This is a genomic window from Rhizobium terrae, assembly GCF_003425685.1.
In the GTDB taxonomy this organism is placed as follows: Bacteria; Pseudomonadota; Alphaproteobacteria; order Rhizobiales; family Rhizobiaceae; genus Neorhizobium; species Neorhizobium terrae.
On record NZ_QJKM01000007.1, the window covers coordinates 233,683 to 256,158 of the forward strand.

The 22,476-nt window shown below is 62.0% G+C and carries 22 protein-coding genes; 9 read left to right on the plus strand and 13 right to left on the minus strand.

The window, feature by feature from the left end; genetic code table 11:
- Positions 1–11: 11 nt before the first annotated feature.
- The 5 genes from DMO26_RS15075 (at position 12) to pncB (ending at position 5,650) form a co-directional block, all read left to right on the plus strand.
- Positions 12–1,136 carry an ABC transporter permease gene (locus DMO26_RS15075; RefSeq protein WP_117193111.1) on the plus strand — a complete coding sequence of 375 codons (1,125 nt, stop codon included), beginning with the start codon at positions 12–14 and terminating at the stop codon, positions 1,134–1,136.
- The gene (locus DMO26_RS15080; RefSeq protein ID WP_117192969.1) at positions 1,133–2,761 is read left to right on the plus strand and encodes an ABC transporter ATP-binding protein; all 1,629 of its coding nucleotides are present in this window, start codon (positions 1,133–1,135) and stop codon (positions 2,759–2,761) included. Before DMO26_RS15075 ends, DMO26_RS15080 begins: the two co-directional genes overlap by 4 nt.
- Before the next feature lie 16 nt (positions 2,762–2,777).
- Positions 2,778–3,728: a 2-hydroxyacid dehydrogenase gene (locus tag DMO26_RS15085; RefSeq protein ID WP_117192970.1), complete on the plus strand. Its 951-nt coding sequence runs from the start codon at positions 2,778–2,780 to the stop codon at positions 3,726–3,728.
- Positions 3,729–3,810: 82 nt separating this feature from the next.
- A complete protein-coding gene (locus DMO26_RS15090) occupies positions 3,811–4,140 on the plus strand; it encodes a hypothetical protein (protein WP_117192971.1) in 330 nt (109 codons plus the stop codon).
- Between the two features lie 205 nt (positions 4,141–4,345).
- A complete protein-coding gene (gene pncB, locus DMO26_RS15095; RefSeq protein WP_117192972.1) occupies positions 4,346–5,650 on the plus strand; it encodes a nicotinate phosphoribosyltransferase in 1,305 nt (434 codons plus the stop codon).
- A 74-nt stretch (positions 5,651–5,724) separates the two neighbouring features.
- On the opposite strand, the gene DMO26_RS15100 is transcribed toward pncB, so the two are convergent.
- Together DMO26_RS15100 and DMO26_RS15105 are read right to left on the minus strand one after the other, a co-directional pair.
- Complete coding sequence (locus DMO26_RS15100; protein WP_117192973.1) at positions 5,725–6,123, minus strand: DUF1236 domain-containing protein; 399 nt, start codon at positions 6,121–6,123, stop codon at positions 5,725–5,727.
- Between the two features lie 162 nt (positions 6,124–6,285).
- Complete coding sequence (locus tag DMO26_RS15105) at positions 6,286–6,840, minus strand: methyltransferase family protein (RefSeq protein ID WP_117192974.1); 555 nt, start codon at positions 6,838–6,840, stop codon at positions 6,286–6,288.
- A 147-nt stretch (positions 6,841–6,987) separates the two neighbouring features.
- Here DMO26_RS15105 and DMO26_RS15110 point away from each other — a divergent pair, with 147 nt between their 5' ends.
- The 3 genes from DMO26_RS15110 (at position 6,988) to DMO26_RS15120 (ending at position 9,453) form a co-directional block, all read left to right on the plus strand.
- Positions 6,988–7,848, plus strand: a complete 861-nt coding sequence (locus DMO26_RS15110; protein WP_162894911.1) for an alpha/beta fold hydrolase — start codon at positions 6,988–6,990, stop codon at positions 7,846–7,848.
- Positions 7,849–7,945: 97 nt separating this feature from the next.
- Complete coding sequence (locus DMO26_RS15115; protein ID WP_264319363.1) at positions 7,946–8,341, plus strand: response regulator; 396 nt, start codon at positions 7,946–7,948, stop codon at positions 8,339–8,341.
- 104 nt (positions 8,342–8,445) lie between these two features.
- The gene (locus tag DMO26_RS15120) at positions 8,446–9,453 is read left to right on the plus strand and encodes an NAD-dependent epimerase/dehydratase family protein (protein WP_117192976.1); all 1,008 of its coding nucleotides are present in this window, start codon (positions 8,446–8,448) and stop codon (positions 9,451–9,453) included.
- Between the two features lie 40 nt (positions 9,454–9,493).
- On the opposite strand, the gene DMO26_RS15125 is transcribed toward DMO26_RS15120, so the two are convergent.
- Positions 9,494–10,921 (minus strand): mannose-1-phosphate guanylyltransferase/mannose-6-phosphate isomerase, encoded by a 1,428-nt coding sequence (locus DMO26_RS15125; RefSeq protein WP_117193113.1) that lies wholly within the window; start codon positions 10,919–10,921, stop codon positions 9,494–9,496.
- A 35-nt stretch (positions 10,922–10,956) separates the two neighbouring features.
- The gene (locus DMO26_RS15130; RefSeq protein ID WP_117192977.1) at positions 10,957–12,381 is read right to left on the minus strand and encodes a phosphomannomutase; all 1,425 of its coding nucleotides are present in this window, start codon (positions 12,379–12,381) and stop codon (positions 10,957–10,959) included.
- Positions 12,382–12,635: 254 nt separating this feature from the next.
- Between DMO26_RS15130 and DMO26_RS15135 the strand changes: the two genes are divergently transcribed.
- The gene (locus DMO26_RS15135; RefSeq protein ID WP_117192978.1) at positions 12,636–12,965 is read left to right on the plus strand and encodes a hypothetical protein; all 330 of its coding nucleotides are present in this window, start codon (positions 12,636–12,638) and stop codon (positions 12,963–12,965) included.
- Positions 12,966–13,267: 302 nt separating this feature from the next.
- On the opposite strand, the gene DMO26_RS15140 is transcribed toward DMO26_RS15135, so the two are convergent.
- The 9 genes from DMO26_RS15140 to DMO26_RS15180 all read right to left on the minus strand — a co-directional run bounded on the left by DMO26_RS15140 (position 13,268) and on the right by DMO26_RS15180 (position 22,163).
- Positions 13,268–14,224: a type II secretion system F family protein gene (locus DMO26_RS15140; RefSeq protein ID WP_117193114.1), complete on the minus strand. Its 957-nt coding sequence runs from the start codon at positions 14,222–14,224 to the stop codon at positions 13,268–13,270.
- A 31-nt stretch (positions 14,225–14,255) separates the two neighbouring features.
- A complete protein-coding gene (locus tag DMO26_RS15145) occupies positions 14,256–15,269 on the minus strand; it encodes a type II secretion system F family protein (RefSeq protein ID WP_117192979.1) in 1,014 nt (337 codons plus the stop codon).
- A 13-nt stretch (positions 15,270–15,282) separates the two neighbouring features.
- Positions 15,283–16,779: a CpaF family protein gene (locus tag DMO26_RS15150; protein WP_117192980.1), complete on the minus strand. Its 1,497-nt coding sequence runs from the start codon at positions 16,777–16,779 to the stop codon at positions 15,283–15,285.
- Between the two features lie 15 nt (positions 16,780–16,794).
- Positions 16,795–18,090, minus strand: coding sequence for an AAA family ATPase (locus DMO26_RS15155; RefSeq protein ID WP_117192981.1), 1,296 nt, complete (start codon positions 18,088–18,090; stop codon positions 16,795–16,797).
- 20 nt (positions 18,091–18,110) lie between these two features.
- Positions 18,111–18,842 carry a CpaD family pilus assembly protein gene (locus DMO26_RS15160; RefSeq protein WP_117192982.1) on the minus strand — a complete coding sequence of 244 codons (732 nt, stop codon included), beginning with the start codon at positions 18,840–18,842 and terminating at the stop codon, positions 18,111–18,113.
- Between the two features lie 6 nt (positions 18,843–18,848).
- Entirely contained in the window at positions 18,849–20,357 is a 1,509-nt protein-coding gene (locus tag DMO26_RS15165) for a type II and III secretion system protein family protein (protein ID WP_117192983.1), read from the minus strand.
- A gap of 57 nt (positions 20,358–20,414) precedes the next feature.
- On the minus strand, positions 20,415–21,221 hold the full coding sequence (cpaB, locus tag DMO26_RS15170; protein WP_117193115.1) for a Flp pilus assembly protein CpaB: 807 nt from the start codon (positions 21,219–21,221) through the stop codon (positions 20,415–20,417).
- A gap of 113 nt (positions 21,222–21,334) precedes the next feature.
- Positions 21,335–21,859, minus strand: a complete 525-nt coding sequence (locus DMO26_RS15175) for an A24 family peptidase (RefSeq protein WP_117192984.1) — start codon at positions 21,857–21,859, stop codon at positions 21,335–21,337.
- A 127-nt stretch (positions 21,860–21,986) separates the two neighbouring features.
- Positions 21,987–22,163, minus strand: a complete 177-nt coding sequence (locus DMO26_RS15180; protein WP_117192985.1) for a Flp family type IVb pilin — start codon at positions 22,161–22,163, stop codon at positions 21,987–21,989.
- Positions 22,164–22,476 lie beyond the last annotated feature (313 nt).

The window sequence follows — 22,476 nt, forward strand, 5'->3', positions numbered from 1 at the left end:
CCGCCAAGACCATGCCTCAGGTGGCGCCGCCGCAGAAGCGGCCCTGGATTTCGCCGACCAACAAGCGGCGCCTCGCCAATTTCCGCGCCAACAAGCGCGGTTACTGGTCCTTCTGGATTTTCATGATCCTCTTCGTGCTCAGTGTGCTTGCGGAATTCATCGCCAACGACCGGCCGATCGTCGCCTCCTACAAGGGCGAGATCCTCTCCCCCGTCTTCATCGACTATCCGGAGGAGAAGTTCGGCGGTTTCCTGGCGACCACCGACTACCGCTCCGACTATATCCAACAGGAGATAGAGGCGAACGGCTGGATGATCTGGCCGCCGATCCGCTATTCCTACCAGACGGTCAATTCCAACATCCCCCATTCGGCCCCGACCGAGCCCTTCTGGCTGATGAAGGCCGAAGACCGTTGCGCCGCCTATCCGCAGAAGGATCAGGATCCGAACTGCGTGCTCGGCAACCTCAACTGGCTCGGCACCGACGACCAGGCGCGCGACGTCACTGCCCGCATGATCTACGGTTTCCGCGTTTCGGTGCTCTTTGGGCTTGCACTGACCGTTTGCTCGGCCATCATCGGCGTCACGGCCGGCGCCGTGCAGGGTTATTTCGGCGGCTGGACGGACCTGCTCCTGCAGCGGTTCATCGAAATCTGGTCCTCCATGCCGGTTCTATATATCCTGCTGATCATCGCGGCGATCCTGCCGCCGGGTTTCTTCGTTCTGCTCGGCATCATGTTGCTCTTCTCATGGACCGGCTTCGTCGGCGTGGTGCGCGCGGAATTCCTCCGCGCCCGCAATTTCGAATATGTGCGGGCGGCCCGCGCGCTCGGTGTCGGCAACTGGACGATCATGTACAGGCACCTCCTGCCGAACGCGATGGTGGCGACGCTGACCTTCCTGCCGTTCATCCTGTCGGGGTCGATCGCGACCCTCACGTCGCTCGACTTCCTGGGCTTCGGCATGCCGCCCGGCTCGCCCTCGCTCGGCGAAATGATCCAGCAGGGCAAGAATAATCTTCAGGCGCCGTGGCTCGGTTTCACCGCCTTCTTCACCATGTCGATCATGCTGTCGCTCCTGATCTTCATCGGCGAGGCGGTGCGCGATGCCTTCGACCCCAGAAAGACGTTCGGATGACAGAACCGCTTCTTTCCGTCCGGAACCTGTCCGTCGCCTTCCGCCAGGGTGGCGATGCCACGCTTGCGGTCGACAAGGTCTCCTTCGAGGTGCATCCGGGCGAGGTGGTCGCGCTGGTCGGTGAATCCGGCTCCGGCAAATCGGTGACGGCGAATTCGATCCTCAGGCTTCTGCCCTATCCGGCGGCGAGCCATCCGAGCGGCGAGATCCTGTTCGACGGCAAGAGCCTGATGAACGCTCCGGAAGCGGAACTGCGCCACGTGCGCGGCAACGACATCACGATGATCTTCCAGGAGCCGATGACCTCGCTCAACCCTCTCCACACGATCGAAAAGCAGATCGGCGAGATTCTCGAACTGCATCAGGACGTGGTCGGCGAGGCGGCGCGGACCCGCACCCTGGAGCTCTTGAACCAGGTGGGCATCCGTGAACCCGAAAAGCGCCTGAAGGCCTATCCGCACGAACTCTCCGGAGGCCAAAGGCAGCGCGTGATGATCGCCATGGCGCTCGCCAACCGACCGAAGCTCCTGATCGCCGACGAGCCGACGACCGCGCTCGACGTGACTGTCCAGGCGCAGATCCTGGAGCTTCTGCGCAGCCTCAAGGGCGAGCACGGCATGTCCATGCTGTTCATCACCCACGACCTCGGCATCGTCCGCAAATTTGCCGATCGCGTCTGCGTCATGACCAAGGGCAAGATCGTCGAGACCGGCAAGGTCGAGGATGTTTTCGCCAATCCGCAGCACGCCTACACCCGCCACCTGCTGGCTTCCGAACCGCGCGGCGAGCCGCCGGTCGCCGATCCGTCGAAGCCCGTGGTCATGGAAGGCAGGGACATCCGCGTCTGGTTCCCGATCAAGGCAGGGTTCCTGCGGCGGGTCGTCGACCACGTCAAGGCCGTGGATGGCGTCGACCTGACGCTGCGTGCCGGCGAGACGCTCGGCGTGGTCGGTGAGTCCGGCTCCGGTAAGACGACGCTCGGGCTGGCGCTTGCCCGGCTCATCTCGTCCGAAGGCCGCATCGCCTTCATCGGCAACGATATCGGCAAATTCTCCTTCAAGCAGATGCGGCCGTTCCGCGACCGGCTGCAGGTCGTTTTCCAGGACCCATACGGGTCGCTCAGCCCTCGTATGCCGGTCGGCGACATCATCGCCGAGGGCCTCAAGGTCCATGAGCGCTCGCTTTCGGCAGACGAACGGGACGAGCGCGTCGCCTGGGCACTTGAGGAAGTGGGGTTGGACCCGGCAACCCGCTGGCGTTATCCGCACGAGTTTTCCGGCGGCCAGCGGCAGCGTATCGCGATCGCCCGCGCCATGGTGCTCAAGCCGCGTTTCGTGATGCTGGACGAGCCGACTTCCGCTCTCGACATGACCGTGCAGGCCCAGGTGGTCGATCTGCTGCGCGACCTGCAGAAGAAGCACGATCTCGCTTATCTCTTCATCAGCCACGACCTCAAGGTGGTGAAGGCGCTGGCCAACCACGTCATCGTCATGCGTCTCGGCAAGGTGATGGAGGAAGGTCCGGCCGAACAGATTTTCCGCGCGCCGAGAGAGGCCTATACCCGCGCGTTGATGGCCGCCGCCTTCAATCTCGAAGCGGTCGAAACCGCCGCCATCAATCAGTAATCCCGGAAGGTCCGTTATGTCTGTCAAAAGCCCGGTCGTCATCGATCTCAAGTTCGAGCGCAGCGAGGTGGATGCCGCACTCGCCGATGCCTTTGCCGGCCGCACCGTGCTCCACGCCTCCGATCCCGCCTCCGATCTTTCCGAAGCCCGTTACGCCGTGATCTGGAAGCCGGATCCAAGCCTTTTCCAGCGCGCGCCGAACCTGAAGGTCCTGTTTTCGGGCGGCGCCGGCGTCGACTATATCCTCGCCATGGCCGGTCTTCCCGATATCCCGATCGTGCGTTTCGTCGATCAAAGCCTGACGACGCGGATGAGCGAATGGGTGGTGCTGCAGGCGCTGAGCCACCTCAGGCAGGTGCCGGCCTATTTGAAACAGCAGCGCGATCATGAATGGCGCGAACTTCCCCAGCCCGAAGCCAAGGACCTCACGGTCGGCGTCATGGGCCTCGGCGTGCTCGGCATGGACTCCGTGAACAAGCTGAAGATGATGGGCTTCGACGTCATCGGCTGGTCGCGCAGCAGGAAGACGGTCGATGGCGTCGAGACCTTCGACGAAGGCCAGCTCGATGCATTTCTCGCCAGGACGGACATTCTCGTCGGCCTGCTGCCGCTGACCCCGGATACGCGCGGCCTCTATGACGCCGCGCTGTTCTCCAGACTTCGCCAGGGCGGCGCGCTCGGCCGTCCGGTCTTCATCAATGCCGGCCGCGGCGGCAGCCAGGTTGAGGCGGATCTGATCGCGGCACTGGAGAGCGGTGTCCTCGGAGGGGCCTCACTCGATGTCTTTGAACAGGAACCGCTGCCGGCGACAAGTCCTCTCTGGGACATGGAGAACGTCATCATCACCCCGCATGCCGCATCCGCATCCGATGTGCGGGCCCTGTTCCGCAATGCGGATGCCCAGATTCTAGACTATGAGGCCGGCCAGTCGCTGAAGCACGTCGTCGATCGCAAGGCCGGCTACTGAGCCGGGCACACGGAACATTCGCATCTTCAGGCCGTTTGTTGTTCAGGAGCCGGGGTGTCCGGCCCGAACAAGGAGCGAAATCATGAATACCCGTTTCGATCCCAAGGAGGCCGGAAACCATCATCCCGATCCGACCGGCTCTCCGCCGGTGGTGGAGACCGCGACGGAAGCGCGCCAGGGCCGTTGGGGAGCCCCGGTCCTCAGGGTGCTGATTGCCGGACTTGTGCTTGCGTTCATCGCCTGGGGTGCCGCCGAATGGTGGGGCGAAGCCACCGACCCGCCGGCAGAGCAGACCGCGACCCCGCCCGCAGGCAGTACGACGCCTGCCAATCCCGATGCGGCACCGACTGCCAATCCGGCAACTCCGCCTGCGGCTACGCCGCCGGCGACGAATTCCCAGTCGGGAAATTGACACTCCGGGGATTGGCGGTCCGGCAATATACAAATCGCGTCTTTCGGGATGCCTCATTCGGTCGCGGGTCCGCCGCGGCCGAATTGCGTTCTGGACTTCCGTTGCATTTTTTTCGATAAAACTGCCCGGAGGTTGTTCGGCCGTTGCCTCCGAGTTCATCTCATTCGGCAGAGCCGGTCCTTCCGGGATCGGGCAGGGGCAGGGCATGACCAAGACCGATATTGCAACCAGGGTCTACAATCACACCTGGAAGCTCGACCCGATCATCCGCAGTCTGATCGATACGGATTTCTACAAGCTCCTGATGCTGCAGATGATCTGGAAGCTCTATCCGAATGTCGAAGCGACCTTCTCGCTCATCAACCGCACGACGAGCGTGAAGCTCGCCGAGGAGATCGATGAGGGGGCGCTGCGCGAGCAGCTCGACCACGCCCGTACTGTCGGCCTTTCCAAGAAGGAGATGATCTGGCTTGCGGGTAACACGTTCTACGGCCGCAAGCAGATCTTCGAGCCGGAATTCCTGAACTGGCTTTCCACCTATAAATTGCCGGAATACGAGCTTTCCAAGCATAACGGGCAGTACGAGTTGACCTTCCACGGTAAGTGGATGGAGACGACGTTGTGGGAAATCCCGGCGCTTGCGATCATCAACGAGCTGCGTTCCCGATCCGCCATGCGTTCGCTCGGCTTCTTCACGCTGGACGTGCTCTATGCCCGCGCCAAGGCCAAGATGTGGGAGAAGGTGGAGCGGCTGCGCACCCTTCCGGGCCTGCGTATTTCCGATTTCGGCACCCGCCGACGGCACTCGTTCCTGTGGCAGCGCTGGTGCGTCGAAGCGTTGAAGGAAGGCATCGGTCCGGCCTTCACCGGTACCAGCAACGTACTGCTCGCCATGGATTCCGATCTCGAAGCCGTCGGCACCAATGCCCATGAACTGCCGATGGTCGCCGCAGCGCTTGCCGATACAGACGAGGAGCTTCGCGCCGCCCCCTACGAGGTGCTGAAGGACTGGAACCGCCTCTACCACGGCAACCTGCTGATCGTCCTGCCGGATGCTTTCGGGACGGCCGCCTTCCTGCGCGACGCCCCGGACTGGGTGGCGGACTGGACCGGTTTCAGGCCGGACAGCGCACCGCCGATCGAGGGCGGTGAAAAGATCATCGACTGGTGGAAAAAGATGGGCCGCGACCCGAAGAGCAAGCTGCTGATCTTCTCCGACGGGCTCGACGTCGATGCGATCATCGATACCTATAAACATTTCGAAGGCCGCGTGCGCATGAGTTTCGGCTGGGGCACCAACCTTACCAACGACTTTGCCGGCTGCGCACCGCGCGAGATCGCCGGGCTGATGCCGATCTCGATCGTCTGCAAGGTGAGCGAAGCGAACGGCCGCCCGGCGGTCAAACTTTCGGACAACCCCCGCAAGGCGACCGGCGATCCGGCCGAGGTGGAGCGGTATCTGAAGTTCTTCGGCCGGGAGGACCGGATCGATCAGGCCGTTCTCGTTTGATCTGAAGGAATTCCGCAAACAGGAAGGCCCCGCCGATATGGCGGGGCCCCACTTCCCGAATTGGTGCAGGTATCTTACTGAATGACCTGAACGACGGTGTGGGTCCGCGGATCGACGATCACACGCTGATTGTTGACCACCGTATAAGCGTATTTCGGATTGCTCGGCACCGGGGTCACTACGACGCTCTGCGGGATCGGCTTGCCGACGACGATCGGCTCCTCGACGGTAACTGCCGTGGTCGGGGCCGGCTGTTCTTCCACATAGGTGACGACTTCGCGCGGCGGCGGATCGATCGCGGTGCCGGCGATCGCACCGGCCACGCCACCGACCGCGGCCCCAACCGGGCCGCCGACGATCGCGCCGGTCACGGCACCGCCGGCGGCACCGTTGACGGTGCCTTGCTGCGCGCCGGCCTGGGTGGCGAGGGAAGCGGCGAGAATGGCGCAGGAAGCAAGGATGATCTTTTTCATGGGTCTTCTCCCTTCGTTGGACTTCCGAACGGATAACCTCTTGCATTTCTAATGGTTCCCCCTTCCGGGTCACCTTTCGTAAGCGCCTGAAACGTCCGGGGAGCTTGGCCTTCCGGGCAAAATACAACGGAACCACCCTCAATGCGAAAGGTTCCGAAGGCTTCAGTCCTGACTTATGCGAGGCATAAAGAACCCTGTCCTGCGCTTGTATTGACGGTATTCGTTCGCCAGCGGCGAAGCCTCGAAATTGCGTTCCTCCTTCCTGGCCGCCATCACATAGGCGGTGGCGAAGAAGATCACCGGCAGCGCCGACCAGATGGACCAGGAGGCGAGCGCCCAGCCGGACCAGAACAGCAGATAGGAACTGTAGAACGGGTGCCTGAGATAACGATAGGGTCCAGCGGAGACGATGCCATGCGGCAGGGCGGGATCGAAGGCGAAGCGGAGCCGCGCCTGGCGGGAGGCCCATATCGCCCACCAGAAGAGGATGGCTGCGGCGATCTCCACGGCAAGGCCGACGATCTGTGCCCAGAGCACCTGCGGCCGCGTCCAGTGCAGATAGAGAAAAAGTGCCGCCGTGAGGATGACGCCGAGCGAGATCAACCGCGCTTCCCACGTCATTTTCTGCGAATTGAAGTGGTTCTTCAGCGACCAGGTGTAAAAGCCGATGATCGTCAGGCTGACGATGGAGATAGTCGCGTCGAGTGTGGCTTGCATCGTTCTTCATCCTCCCCGAGCGGCAGAACTAACGCTCCGTTCATCGTGTTTCAAGACAACGCGCGCGTAAAGCCCGCATTTAAGGGATTCTTGGCGAAAGAGGCTCAGGCTTCTGCCAACAAGAGCCGATGGAACAGGGGCGGCAGAGTGAAGGCGACCGAACGAAGAATCGATACCCGGAACGGCCGCATCCGCGTCAGCGACACTGAGGGACAGGGCCTGCCTCTCCTTTTCCTGCATGGTTCGGCAACATCTCGGAAGGTGTTCGAACGGCAGTGCCGTCCTCGGCTCCTGGAAAAGACCCGTATCCTGGCGCTCGATCTGCCCGGTCACGGGGAGTCGGACGATGCGCCGGATCCCGACACCGCCTACACGCTGATCGGCCTCGTCGACACGATCGAAGAGGTTCTCGGCAAGCTTGGCATTCATCGGCTGGCCGTTTTCGGCTGGTCGCTCGGCGGGCACCTTGCCATCGAAATGCTCGCCCGCAGCCGGGCGGTCGAGGGAATTCTGGTTGCCGGCGCGCCGCCGGTTCCGCCGGGGCTCATCGGCATGCTGCGCGGCTTCCAGCCGTCCTTCGACCTCATGCTGGCGTCGAAACCGAACTGGTCGCAACGCGATGTGGAGCGCTTCGAACATAATTGTTTCGGACACCACGGTACCACCCCGGATATCCACAACGCGGTCCTGCGCGCCGACGGGCGGCTTCGGGCGGTCTTTTCGCAGAGCCTGATGCGCGGCGACGGCCACAACCAGCGCCGCGCCGTTCTGGATGCGGAGGTACCGGTCTTCCTCGTGAACGGCGTCGAGGATCCCTTCATCCGCCGGAGCTACATTGCTGGATTTGAGGATCCTTCCCGCAATTGCCATGTCGAGTTCGTCGACGGCGCCGGCCACGCCGTGTTCCGGGAAAGGCCGGAACCTTTTAATGCGGTCCTCGAATATTTTGTGGACACCGTTCTTGCCCACCGCCCCGTCCGGATGCCGCGGGTTGCATCATCAAGCTGATGGGGTCGCATCAAAAAATGATCGATCGATCCGCGGGATCCTATTGCCAAGCGACGAAGCGAATCTATTTGCATCTTGGATCTGGAGGATGGAGCCCGTGGAATATCGTTTCCTGATCGTCGAAGACAGCCTGCTGGTGGCAATGGATATAGAAGATGCCGTCCACCGCAGCGGTCATGACGTGGTCGGCATCGCCCCCGACATGACCGTCGCGCTGAACTATACCCGCGATACCGACATCGCCTTCGTGGATGTGCGCCTTGCCGATGGCGAGACGGGTCCGGAGATCGCCAAGGCGCTCGCGGAATACGGCATCGTTGTGATCATGATCACCGGTAACCCGGGCCTTGTGGCATCCGGCGTCTCCGGTGTGCTCGGCGTTATGGCGAAGCCGCTTACCGACCAGGCTTCCATGGACCTCATCCAGTTCGCCGTCGACCGCAAGAACGGTCGGCAGGGGACGCCGCCCGCGAGACTGCGGCTTTTTCACTGAAAATCCGCCCCGGATCATCCCGAAATCGCTGTCCAATATGCCGATGACGCGTTAATGGCATGCGGTGCCGCGAAAATCGGCCTAAGGCGAGAACGGGTCCAGACATGCGTTATTTCATTACCGGAACGGCAGGCTTCATCGGTTTCCATCTGGCGAGGCGTCTTTTGGAGGATGGTCACGAGGTTCTTGGCTTCGACGGCATGACGCCCTATTACAGCCTGCGCCTCAAGGAAGCGCGCCATGCGGCGCTCGCGCAGTTTCCTGCCTTCCGCCCGGTCATCGGCATGCTGGAGGAGAAATCCCTGCTGGAAGAAGCTATTGCAGGTTTCCGCCCGGATGTCCTGATCCACCTCGCCGCCCAGGCGGGCGTCCGCTACAGCCTCGAAAACCCGAAGGCCTATCTCGATTCCAACCTGGTCGGTTCCTGGAACATCCTGGAGATCGCCCGCGCCCATGCGGTGGGCCATCTGATGCTCGCCTCCACCTCATCCGTCTACGGCGCCAATCCCGACGTTCCCTTCCGGGAGACCGATCGGGCCGACGAGCCGCTGACCTTCTACGCGGCGACCAAGAGGAGCATGGAACTGATGGCGCATTCCTATGCGCATCTCTACAAGCTGCCGGTGACGGCATTCCGCTTCTTCACCGTCTACGGCCCGTGGGGCCGGCCGGATATGGCGTTGTTCAAGTTCGTCAAGGCGATGATTGAGGATCGCGAGATCGAGATCTACGGCGAAGGCAAGATGAGCCGCGACTTCACCTATATCGATGACCTCGTGGATTCGATCATCGACCTCTCTCGTATCCTGCCGGGGGAGGACAACCGGGTTGCCGACGTCGATACGCTCTCGCACCAGGCACCGTTCCGGGTCGTGAATATCGGCGGCGGCCAGCCTGCGGGACTACTCGATTTTGTCGAGACCATCGAGCGGATCATGGGCAGGCCGGCCAAACGCAAGATGCTGCCGATGCAGAAGGGCGACGTCCCGAGAACCTTCGCAAGCCCCGATCTTCTCGTCGCGCTGACCGGCCGCAAGCCGGAGACGGGCCTCGATGAAGGCGTCGGCGCCTTCGTCCAATGGTATCTGGATCACCGGCACGAAATCGACTGATCGCCCGTGCCGATGGCAAAGCCCGCATAGTGCGCGGACCTCAGCCCCTGCCGAATTCGTCGACGATGCGGATGATGTCGTCTTCGCCGAGATAGGAGCCGGTCTGCACCTCGATCATCTCGAGGACGATCTTTCCCGGATTGGCGAGGCGATGCACTTCGCCCTGCGGAATATAGACGGACTCGTTTTCCCGAACGATCTTCACCTGATCGCCGACCGTCACTTCCGCCGTGCCCTTGACGCAGATCCAGTGCTCGGAGCGGTGATGGTGCTTTTGCAGCGACAGCTTCTTGCCCGGCGTCACGAACAGCCGCTTCACCTGGAAGCGGTCGCCGTTGAGGATCGAGGTGTAGCCGCCCCAGGGGCGATAGGAGGTCGGATGCGTCTCGGTCAGCGCCGCGGTCGCCTTGGCGGCGGCGAGATGCTTGACCAGCTTGCCGACATTCTGGCTGTCGTCCAGCCGGCCGACATAGACGGCGTCCTCGCTGGCGATCACTGCGACGCCCTCCAGTCCCTGCACGGCGAGATGGCTGGTGCGCGACATGACGAGCGAGTTCTTCGTGTTGATCAGTGTCGCGTTGCCAGAGGCGACATTGCCGGCCTCGTCTCGGGCGCCGAGCTTCCAGACCGCATCCCAGCTGCCGAGGTCGGACCAGGTGAAGGAGGAGGGTACGACCGCCGCATTGGAGGTCTTCTCCATGATCGCATAATCGACCGAGATGTCCGGGCTGGCGCCGAAGGCCTCCGCATCGAGGCGGATGAAGTCGAGATCGCCGGACGCCTTGGCGAGCGCGGCGCGGGCAGCTTTCTCGACGTCGGGTGCGAAGGTCGCCATCTCGCTCAGGACATGGCCGGCCTGGAACATGAAGATGCCGGAGTTCCACGCAAATCCGCCGGCTGCCAGCATTCTTTCGGCTTCCGGCAGCGCCGGTTTCTCGACGAAACGCTTCACCGCATGGGCGCCGGTCTTCAGCTTGTCGCCGATCTCGATATAACCGTAGCCGGTGGCGGGTTCCGTCGGCGTGATGCCGAAGGTGACGAGCTTGCCGGAAAGAGCGGTCCTGGCGGCGGTCTCGATGGCGGCGAAATAGCCGGCATCGGCAATGATTTCATGGTCCGAGGCGAGTATCTGGAGGACGGCGTCTTCGCCGAACCGGTCCGCGACGAACGCGGCCGCCACGGCCACCGCCGGCGCGGTGTTGCGGGCGACGGGTTCGAGCAGGATGCCGGAAAGCTGGATGCCCAGTTCGCGCGCCTGCTCGGCGACGAGAAAGCGGAAGTCCTCGTTGGTAATGACGACGGGCGCTTCGTAAAGCGCCTCATCGGCAACCCTGGAAAGGGTCGCCTGGAAGAGGGTGCGGTCACCGACGAACTGGATGAACTGTTTGGGGGCAGTGGCGCGCGATAGTGGCCAGAGCCGGGTGCCCTTGCCGCCGGCCATGATGACGGGGATGATCTTGCTCTTCAATTCCATATCTCCAGCTCATTCCTTGTCGGCGCGAATTAACACGGCCGGTTCGATGCCCATGCGCGGATGAGGCCGAGGCCCTGGTCGAGCAGGGCTCTTGCCTCGTCCTCGCCTCTCGCTTCCACATAACAACGCATTTCCGGCGCATTGCCGGAGGGACGGAAATGCACGATCCGCCCGTCTGCCAAAGTCACCCGCAGCCCGTCGATATCGCTCTTGGCCGCAACCCGCGAAATAGGCGCCAGGAAGGTCGCGAGATTGTCGTCCGATTGGCGCAGATGCGCCATTAGTGCGGCACTCGTTTCGATAGGAAAATTCTCCAGCCGATCGGCAGCGGCAAAGGGAAGGCGGAAGGAGGCGGCAATCTCGGACAGCGGCTTCTTTGTCGAGGCTGCAAGCGACAGCACGGCCAGCACCGGCAGAAAGCTGTCGCGGGTCGGCAGCGGATCGAGCCTGCCGCCCGCCACCGTGAATTCCGAACCGGTCAAAAGCCCGCCATTTGCCTCGAACCCCATTACGCCCGCCTGTCCGGCGTTCAGGGCGGCCAACATGCTGGCGATCACGAAGGGCGAGCCCACCCTAGTGCGGACGACCGTAAAATCGCCAGCCTTCTCGATCCCCGAATTGGAGGTTACCGGCGTCACCAGCACCTGGGCGCCCAGAAATTGCGCGGCGATCAGGCCGAGAAGGTCGCCGCGCATCGGTTCTCCCGTCTCGTCGGCAACCAGCGGCCTGTCGCCGTCGCCGTCGGCCGAGACGATCGCATCGAGCCGGTGTTCGCGCGCCCAGCTTTTGAGAAGAGCGATAGTCTCGGCGGAAACCGCCTCCGTATCGACGGGGATGAAATGATCCGAGCGACCGAGCACGATGACTTCGGCGCCATGACCCTTCAGCACGTCCACGAAGATGTCCCGGGCGACGGTCGAGTGCTGGTAGACGCCGATCCTGATCTGCGAGAGTGCGCCCGCCGGCAGCAATGCGGCATTGCGGGTGAGGAACAGGGCCTCCGCTTCGGCCGACTGGTCGGGTGCCTCGCCGGGCGCGAAGTCGATCTCCGTCTTGTCGAGCGCCTCGGCAATCGCGGTGATACGTTCTTCGTCGCGTTTGTCGATCTCGCCGTCGGGGCGGTAGAATTTTATGCCGTTGCGGTCGTCGGGGATATGCGAGCCGGTCACCATCAGCGAGGCGGCCCCAAGGTTGAGGCCATACAGCGCCAATGCCGGGGTCGGTATCGCACCGCAGTCGATCGGCGAAAGACCGGCCCGCTTCAGAGCGCCGATCGCGGTGGCCGCAATCTCGGGGCTGGAGGACCGAAAGTCACGGCCGACCAGAACGGAGCTTCCCGGCGCTGCCGCGCCGGTTTCGATGAGATGCTGTGCGAAGGCCTGCGTATAAAGCGCAGACGCCCGGCCCCGAAGGTCCGTCACAAGGCCCCGCAGACCGCTCGTTCCGAATTTCATGAAATGCCCACACAGAAAGTCATGCCGGAATCGTCCTAGTTTATCTGGTGTGAAAATAAAGCTGAAAATGGCGACACCGTTAATTCGGCCCGCGTCTTGCAATTATTCTCTTTCTCGGGGAGCCCTTTCTTAATGCATTTTGCCGCGAGAGCAAGAATGATATCCTGCTCTTCGCAGTCTGGACTATCCGATGCGCCTAACTTTTTGATGTCAGCCGACATCGCCGGTTCGACTTCTTGGAGAATGGCATCCCGATGGGACCGAATATCGTAAAAGCCCTGGTCTTTGTCGGACCGCTCGCCGGTCTCGCGCTTCTCATGGCCAAGGGTGAACGGGTCGATGACGACATCTGTCCCGGCAATCTCGCGCTGGAGAAATCCCGGGAGATCGTCGAGAGCCGGCCGGGTGTCGTCGACATCGTCTGGCGGGAGTTCCGATGGGCGGCCGGCTGCCGGGTGTCCATGCAGGGCTATGCGGATATCGAAACCGCCAAGGGTATCGACCGTGCACCGTTCGAGATCGTCATGGCTTTCGACCTTTCGACGCACAGATGGCAAGAGGTGAGCCTGGATATGCCGCAATAGGTTTTTTGCGGCAAGGCGAGGGGGAAGCTGCGCTTCACACGAGGGATATCGGCGTGATGCCGCGCCCGCTGCGTCAGATGATGAGCCGGGCAGCGATGGTGATGATGCCGCAGATCAGGGCGAGATTGATGCAGAAACGTGCCAGCATGGTCATATCCTCCAGGTTCTCTTCGCACTGGCCTCGCAGGTTATGCGGAGCGGATGCGCTTGATCGAGCTGATGGTGGACGGCCAGGCCTGAATCCCGCCTGAAGACGGAATTCAGCTGAGGTTCACCCGCCGGAAGGGGCATGACAGACGGGATCAGAACTTGTCGGCGACCTGGATGCCGGCCGGGCCGAGAATGACGGCGATCAGCACCGGCAGGAAGAACAGGATCATCGGCACGGTGAGCTTCGGCGGCAGGGCGGCCGCTTTCTTCTCGGCCTCGTTCATGCGCTCGTCGCGGCTTTCCTGAGCCAGCACGCGCAATGCCTGGGAGATCGGCGTGCCGTAACGTTCCGCCTGGATGAGCGCTTGGGTAACCGCCTTGACGATATCGAGCTGCGTGCGGTTGCCGAGGTTTTCAAGCGCAGTGCGGCGGTCCTGCAGGAAGGACAGTTCGGCCATCGTCAGCACCATTTCCTCGGCGAGCGGCGGCGATTGCTGCGCCATTTCCTCCGCGACGCGACGCATCGCCGCTTCCATGGAAATGCCGGATTCGACACAAATCAGCATCAGGTCGAGTGCGTCCGGCCAGGCCCGCTTGATCGAGAGCTGACGTTTGCTCACGAGATTGGAAACGTAGATATTCGGCGCGTAAAAACCGACATAGGCGGCAACGATCGCCGCCAGCATGCGGATCGGAAACGGCCGCGTGGCGAGATTTCCGAGCACGAAGATCCACACGACGGCCGCAGCCAGGAAAACGAAGGGCAGCAGGAAACGCGCCAGCAGGAACATGTTGAGGGCGTTTTGCGATCTGAGGCCCGCGGCACGCAGCTTGTTGACCGTATTGTCGTCGACGAGCGCCTTGCGCAGGTTGAATCGCTCGACGATCTGCCGGACCGACTGGTTGTTCTGGGCGCGCAGCGAGGTCTTCGATTGTTCGGCATTCATGCGGGCCCGCTCGCGGGCGCGGATCTGCTCGCGTTCGGTCGAAACCGCCTTCATCCGCTTGTCCAGATTGCCTCTTTCCAGAAAAGGGCTGGCGATCGTGTAGAGGGTCGCAAAAACCGCTATCGCCACCAGGAGAGCCAGCAGCGTCGCCGGATCGGTCATCAATGTGGCGAGATCCTTCACGGCAGCCTCCTCAGATATCGAAATTGATCATGTTGCGCATGACGAAGATGCCGATCGACATCCAGACGCCGGAACACAGCAGGATCAGGTGGCCGCGCGGGTCGGTGAAAAGAATCGAGATGTACTGGGGCGAGGTGAGATAGACGAGGAGCGCCACAACGAAAGGCAGAGCTCCGATGATGGCGGCCGACGCCTTCGCCTCCATCGACAGCGCGCTGACCTTTGCCTTCATCTTCTTGCGGTCGCGCAGCACTTTTGAAAGATTCCCGATCGCTTCCGACAGGTTGCCGCCAGCCTGGCTTTGAATCGTGATGACGATGCTGAAGAAGTTCACTTCCGGCAGAGGCATGGTCATCATCATGCGGGTGCAGGCCTCCGGAATGCTGAGGCCCACCTGTTGGGATTCCACCACCCTGCGGAATTCGGTCTTCACCGGCTCCTGCCCGTCCGAGGCGATCAGGCGCAGGGCGTCGTTGAGCGGCAGGCCGGACTTGATTGACCGCACCATGACGTCGAGGGCGTTGGGGAACTCCTCCAGGAATTTCTTCTGGCGACGCTTGACCAGGAAACCCACCACCCAGCGCGGCAGGCCCAGGGCGGCAACGAAGCCCGCTCCGGCAGCCGCCAGCAGCGGCAGTCCCGCCACGAAGGTGACTAGGAATACGAAAACCCCGAAAGCGACGCTCAGCATGTAGAAGCGGCCGACCGACAATTGCAGACCGGTCTGGCCGAGCTTGGCCTTCATGCTGCCGTCACCCATCCGCTTGTTTTTTTCTTCCTGCTTCTTTTCGAGTTCCTTGAGTGAATCCTGCACGGACTTGCGGCGTTTCGAAAGCTCCTGCACCCGGTCGCGCGCGGCCTTGACCTTGCCGAGGTCGGTTTCCGCCGCCTTGACCCGGCTGAGTCGGGTATCGACCTTCTTTTCCACTTCCAATCGGGAATACAGGAACCCGTAGCAGACCGCACCGGCGGCGATTGCCACGAGGGCGATGATCGCCACGACGGTGATATCCAGCCCCAACATGGAAACGTTCTCCTCAGTCCTTCGTTTTGTCCATTGCATCGAGGGCGGCGGCCAGGCGGTTGTCCTCGTTGTAGTAGCGGGCGCGATCCCAGAAATGCGGTTTGACGATGCCTGTCCCCACATGCCGGCCGATCAGTCGGCCGCTTGCGTCCTCGCCGTCGATTTCGTAGCGCATCAGGTCCTGGGTGACGATCACATCGCCTTCCATGCCGATCACCTCGGTGATCTGGGTGATGCGGCGCGAGCCGTCGCGCAGTCGGGCAGCCTGGACGATGACGTCGATCGAGCCGGTGATGATCTCGCGCACTGTCTTGGCGGGCAGCGAGTAGCCGCCCATGGCGATCATCGATTCCATACGGCTGAGGCATTCACGCGGCGTATTGGCGTGGATGGTGCCCATCGAGCCGTCGTGGCCGGTATTCATCGCCTGCAGCAGGTCGAAGACTTCCGGTCCGCGCACTTCGCCGACGATGATGCGTTCGGGGCGCATGCGCAGGCAGTTCTTGACGAGATCGCGCATGGTGATCTCGCCTTCGCCCTCGATGTTCGGCGGGCGCGTTTCGAGCCGCACGACATGCGGTTGCTGCAGCTGCAGTTCGGCTGTGTCCTCGCAGGTGATGACGCGCTCGTGTCCGTCGATGTATCGCGTCAGGCAGTTCAGAAGCGTCGTCTTGCCCGAGCCGGTGCCGCCGGAAATGACGACGTTGCAGCGGACGCGGCCGATGATCTGCAGCAGGACGGCGCCCTCCGGCGTGATCGCGCCGAACTTCACCAGCTGGTCGAGGTTCAACTTGTCCTTCTTGAACTTGCGGATGGTGAGCGCCGGTCCGTCGATGGCAAGCGGCGGCGCGATGACGTTGACGCGCGAACCGTCCGGCAGGCGCGCGTCGCAGATCGGCGAAGATTCGTCGACACGGCGGCCGACCTGGCTGACGATGCGCTGGCAGATCGACAGGAGCTGCGCGTTATCGCGGAAGCGGATCTCGGATTCGATCGTCTTGCCGCCGACTTCGATGAAGGTCTGTCCCGAACCATTGACCATGATGTCGGCGATGTCGTCGCGCGCCAGAAGCGGCTCCAGCGGGCCGTAGCCCAGGACGTCGTTGCAGATGTCCTCGAGCAGTTCCTCCTGCTCTGAGATCGACATCGCGAAATTCTTGATGGTGATGATATCGTTAACGATATCGCGGATTTCCTCGCGCGCGCTTTCCGCATCGAGCTTGGCGAGCTGGGAAAGATCGATCGTATCGATCAGCGCCGAAAAGACCTGGCTCTTGGTGTCGTAATAGAGTTCGGTGCGCGCCGGCCGCTTGCGGGCCGCAGCCTGCGGCGCGAGCGGAGGGGAAGAGACCTGCTGGCGCGAGACATGCGGATCCCTTGCAGGCTCGGCAAGAACCTCGGGAGCCGCGGGCCTGGTCATGACGGGCGCGGCCGGCGCCGGTGCGGCAACCGGCGGCGGCGCGATGCTGCCGCTCTTTCCAAAACCGTCGTTTCCGCGTTTTCCGAACATGGCGATTTCCTGGTATTATGCTTTCTTGCGGGACAACATTCCGAGCATCTTGCCGAGCCCGCCTTTTTTGGCCTTCTTGACCGCGATCCGGCCCGTGACGATGTGGGCGATCTGCGAGAAGGTTTCTGCTGCCGCGGACTTTGCATCGAGCTCGGAAATCATGCGGCCGCTGTTGGCTGCATTGCCGAACAATTGCACGTCGAAGGGCAGGATGGCGATCGGCTCGATCTCCAGCGGTTCGATGAAATCCGCTGGTGCGATCTCCGGTCGTTTCGGCATCCCGACCTGGTTGAGGACGAGATGCGGCGCGCGATCGTTCGGCCGAAGCTTCCTCAGGGCGTCGATCATGTTCTTGGTGTTGCGCAGGTTGGCAAGATCGGGGGCAGCGCAGATCACCACCTCGTCGACTTCGGAAAGCACTGCGCGGGTCCACTCCGTCCAGCCATGCGGTATGTCGAGGACCGCGACGGGAGCGCTGCGTGCGAGGAGTTCGATGATCGGCGTGAAGGCGCCGCGGTCGAAATCATAGGCGCGATCGAGCAGCGAAGGAGCCGCGAGCAGGGACAAATGCTCGGAGCACTTGGTCAGCAGGCGGTCGAGGAAGACCTCATCGAGGCGCTCGGGTGCGAAAACCGCTTCGGCGATCCCCTGGGCCGGGTCCTGGTCGAAGTCGATATTGGCGGTGCCGAACGGCAGGTCGAGATCGGCAAGGATGGTTTCGGTCGAAAACAGGCTCGATATGCCGAAGGCGCAGTTGTGGGCGATGGTCGACGAGCCCACGCCGCCCTTGGCGCCGATGAAGGCGATCGACTTGCCGAGCGGCTCGGCTTCCGGATCGACGAAGATCGCGGCGATCGATGCCAGCATGTCCGGCATCTGCACCGGTCCGACCAGGTATTCGGAAATGCCGTTGCGGATGAGCTCCCGATAGAGCGCGATGTCGTTGTATCGGCCGACGATGATGACACGCGTCGACGGATCGCAGACTTCGGCAAGCGGGCTCAGTTCATCGAGCAGGTTTTTAGGCTCGGCCTCTGTCTCCAGAATGATCAGGTTCGGCGTCGGGGAGGAGGAAAACATGTTGGCGGCGGCACTGGTGCTGCCGATCGTTACCCTGAGGTTCACCTTCGCCATGCGGCGGTCGCGCGCCATGCGGTCCATCATCCGCTGCATGCCGTCGCTTTCGCAGAAGGCGTGGATCGAGATGCGCGGAAGCGGACGCAGCGCGTCGAAATCGTCTGCGCGCTCGGTATTGTCCGCGAACCGCTCGTCTTCGCCCGAAGTGCGGATTTCGTAATTGATCGCGCTCATCGTTTTCTCCGGGTCTCGAGTCAGGGCGTCGTTGTGCTGGTGGTGCCGCCCGTGCGGTAATTGCCGATGATTCGGGCGCGTTGCGTCGCATCGATCGGCGTCATGGCGCGCGGAGCGATGAGGTCCGTGGGATTGGCGACCTGAGCGGCAAGGTTGTTCTGGCTGGCGCAGCCGAAATTGTACCAGTTCCTGTTGCCGAACGTGTCGTTGGAAAGGTCGGCCGGCCATTCCCCGCAGGCGCCCGTCATCGCCTTGGTCGTGACGTAGGCGAGGCGTATCGGGGCCGCGTCGCCGTTCGGCGAAGCCGCATAGCTGCTCATCAGGATTCTTTGAGGCCTGATACCCGCTTCCGTCAGCGTGCGGCGGATGTCACCCGCCAGGTTGCGGGCGGCGCCGCCGTTATAGGATCCGTGCGGCACCTGGATTTGGATGACACCGGCCGGCGAGGCCGTGAAAGTCTGGGCGAACCCCTTCACCGTGTCCTTCATGCCGGTGGTCAAGCGCACGTCGCCGGAAGCCACGGGAATGTCGAGCGTATATTCGCCTTCCGCCAGCACGATAGGATGGCGGGTCCGATAGTCGTCGGGGATCGAGCCGGTGGTGAGCTGGCTGTTGCCGCAGGACGACAGGAGGACCGCCGATGCCGCGAGTGCGGCAGCAACGGCGATTGTCCGATGGCGGCCGAACCTGGTTGCGCCCTTGGTCATGACGTCCTGTCCTTCGGCGGAGAGTGTTCGAGTTTCAATGGTCATGACCGCTCACTTGTAGATGAATCCGACCGCGCCGTGATACCGGCCCGAGGCGACGGGCTCCCTGCGGCCGTAGATCTTGTTGACGCGATTGAGGAAGAAGGTCGCGGCGTCGTTCTCCGGATTGAAATTGTCGTCCGGCCGCGCGATCGCGCTGCGCGGCACGGGCCGGACGAGATAGGGCGTCGCGATGATGACGAGTTCGGTCTCGTTGCGGACGAAGTCCTTGCTGCGGAAAAGCGTACCGAAAACCGGAACCTTGGAAATGCCCGGAAGGCCGGACATGGCTTGCCGCACATTGTCCTGCACGAGGCCGGCAATCACGATAGAGCCGCCGGAGGGTAGCTCGACGGAGGTCGAGGCTTCGCGTTTGCGGATCGACATATAGGTGTTGCCAGAAATCCGCAGCGAGCTGCCGTTGCCGGTATTGGCCGAGCCCTCATAGGTCGGTTCCGAAACGTTCGTCTCGATCTTGAGGCTGATGCGGCCGGGCGAAAGCACGATGGGCTTGAAGTTCAGCTCGATCCCGTAGTCGACCGAGCTGATGGTGCGGGTCACAGTCGGTTGGCCGGTGTCGGGATCGAAATTGACTTCCTGTTCGGCGGGCAGGCGGTATTCGCCCCCCACGTAGAATTTCGCCTGTTCGCCGGAGATCGCCGTCAGGCTCGGTTCGGCGAGCGTGCGCATGACCCCCGCCTGTTCCATGGCGTTCATGTAGGTTGCCAGGCCGACATTGCCGATCGTTCCGGCAAGCGTGCCCATGCCGAACGTATTGACCGCATTGCCGAGGTTGGCGGGATTGGAGAAGGAAATCGACCCGTCGGGTCCGGATACCGAACCGTTGAAGCCGAGCTGTTTCAGCACCTGCCGGCTGACTTCGGCAACCGTGACCTTGAGCGTGACCTGATCCTCTCCCTCGATGGTGAGAAGATTGACGATCTGCGAGGTCTGCCGGTCTTCGGCGAAGATATCCGCATCGCCGTTGTTGCCTTGCGCGGTGATGTTGCGGGTCGTTGCCTCGCCGCCTTTCAGGAAGGCATTGGCGAGTTTCTCTGCCTGGGCAGAGTCCTGTGGAGTTCTGACTGTGCCCGACAGCACGATATTGTCCGAAATGATCTCCACCTTGATGTTCGATTCCGGCAGGAATCGCCGGAGATTCTGTTCGAGGCCCGAAATGTCGCGTTCGATCTGCACGTCCAGGCTGACGATTTCCTCGCCTCGCGGCCCGAAGACGAAGATATTCGTCTGGCCGACGGTTTTGCCGAAGAGGTATATGCGCCGCGAGGTTCGCGTTACCGCATCGGCCATGGCCGGGTCGGCGACGAGGATGTCGTGGGCATCCGACGGCAGATCCACCACCAGCGCCTTGTTGAGGCCGAGCGCCAGCCGTTTGCGAACGCCAGGACCGCCTTCGGTGATGCGCACGACGCTGTTTTCCGCAGCGAGCGCCTGCGCCGGGGCAAGGACGGCCGGGGCGAAGCTGACCGGAACTCCGGAAAAGGCGAGGCAGAAAGCCATACCCGCCGCTGCGGAGCTACGAATCTTGGATTTCAGGTTGCTCACGTGACCGCTCCGTTACTTCGCCTGCGCAGGCGTATTTTTAACGACCGTGCCCGATTTGATGACCTGGATATCTGCCTTGCCGTCACCGCCGCGCAGCAGATAGTCCGCCGCCGCCGTATCGGCCTCCTGCGAATCCGCCACCGACCGCAATGCCAGCGTCAGACGCTCCGCCATCTGTTGGGCGACCGCGATGACCTTGGCCTGGTCGGGGGTCAATTCCAGCGTCGCAGTCGTTCCGACGACCGCTTTCTTGCCGTCCTCGCTTTCGTGGATCTGCTGGTCGATGGCGAGCACACGGATATTGCTCAGAATGTTCTCGGTGATGTAGCCGCCGCCATCCTTGTTTTCGCGCACCATGATGATGTCGACGCGGTCGTTCGGCAGCACGAAACCGCCGGCGCCTGTGGCCACCGAAATCTCGGTCGATACGGCGCGTTTGCCGGAAGGAAGCAGCGAGGCCATGATCCTGCTCGACGAATCCGCGATCTTTTCGGCGCGGACGGGTTCGCCCTTGAACATCGGCATGCGCACAACGGTGCCCTGCAGCTCCTTGATGGCATCCGGCCTGCTGGCGTCCGTAATGAAGCCTTCCGCGATGCCGCTCTTCGGCCAGACCACCCACTGCATCGCCTTGTCGTTGAGACGGCTGCCGACCGGCAGGTTTTCGGCGGACACGAGAACCCTGACCGTCGGCTCCTTCTGGACCACGGTCTGTACCATCTCGGGGGCTTTTGCCCCGGAAAGCCGCATGGCCAGCAGGCCGGCAAGGCCCGCTGCCGCCACGGCAACCGCGAGAATTATGATACGGGTGGGCTTCATGGCCATTCCTTGAGGGAATTCTAACTTCCCCGAAGAATGTCCTCCAATGGTGTAATTATGGTTAATGAGAAGCTTACAATTCTGGTTAACGCGATCTTTCGATCGTCAAACCGTCATCGAAAGGCGCTCATCGCCAGCATGTAGATCGGCGCCTGTCCGAAAGTCATGAAGCCGGCAATGGCGATTGCGATCCCATAGGGGATCTTCTTGGCGCTGACGAGAGACGGCGGCAGGCGGATGCCGATCGCCAGCGCCGAATTGGCCTGCGACCGCAGCAGCAGAAATACGAGGGTGACGGCACCACCGACGAAACCGACCGTCACCAGAAAAGCCAAGAGCGAAGTGTTGAAGCCGTACCAGACGGCAGCCGCCGTCAGGAGCTTGGCGTCTCCGCCGCCCATGACGTTCAAGGCAAAGAGCGCGAAGCAGACCCCGAAGACGGCAAGGCCGGCAATGAGGCTCATGCCGATCTCGGGCAATGCGGCGCCCGAAAGCGGCGCGAGAACCAGGAAGGACGTGATAAGGGTGATTGATATCCGGTTCGGGATCGTCATCGTCAGAAGATCGCTGACTGCGGCAAATGCCAAGCAGAGCGGCAGAACCAAGACTATCAAGAAGCTGGCGGTTTCCGAAAACATCGTCGCTCCGTTACACCTGTTTGACTTGAGAGAGCTGTATTTGGCTCCGTCTGGCTCAGAGACCATAAACGCAGAAAGCCGCTCCGATAGAGCGGCTCACAATCGCGTTCGCACCCAATACCTAAGCTTACGGCTGGTTGTTGTTAAGCTCGGTAGAGAGGTTGGTGAACGTGGTGTTCAGGCTGGTACCCAGCGTGCCGGCGCCAGCGATAAGAGCAACGGAGATGAGTGCAGCGATCAGACCATACTCGATGGCGGTCGCACCAGACTCATCCTTCAGAAAACGAGCGAAAATCTTGGACATGGAACTCTCCTAACTCCACAATTGTTGTTCAGCACTTCCCGACAACTGTTTCCGTTGTTCGGATGGGGGCAATTTACAGAGGGACGATTGCCATCGGCTTAATAAACATCCTTATGGATCGGTTAATGGAGGATTGCCGGTCGCGTGGTAAACGAAGCCGGAAGAAAAAAGGTGGCATTTTCTCCACGGACCGCACTTGATTGTTAGTGCCTAATATTCCCTCTTTGCCAATAGCTTAGCGCATGTCTCGGGAAATTGGAATCGTCTGTATCCATGAATATGCCTGCAGACTGGAATAAGTTAACAAGAGCCC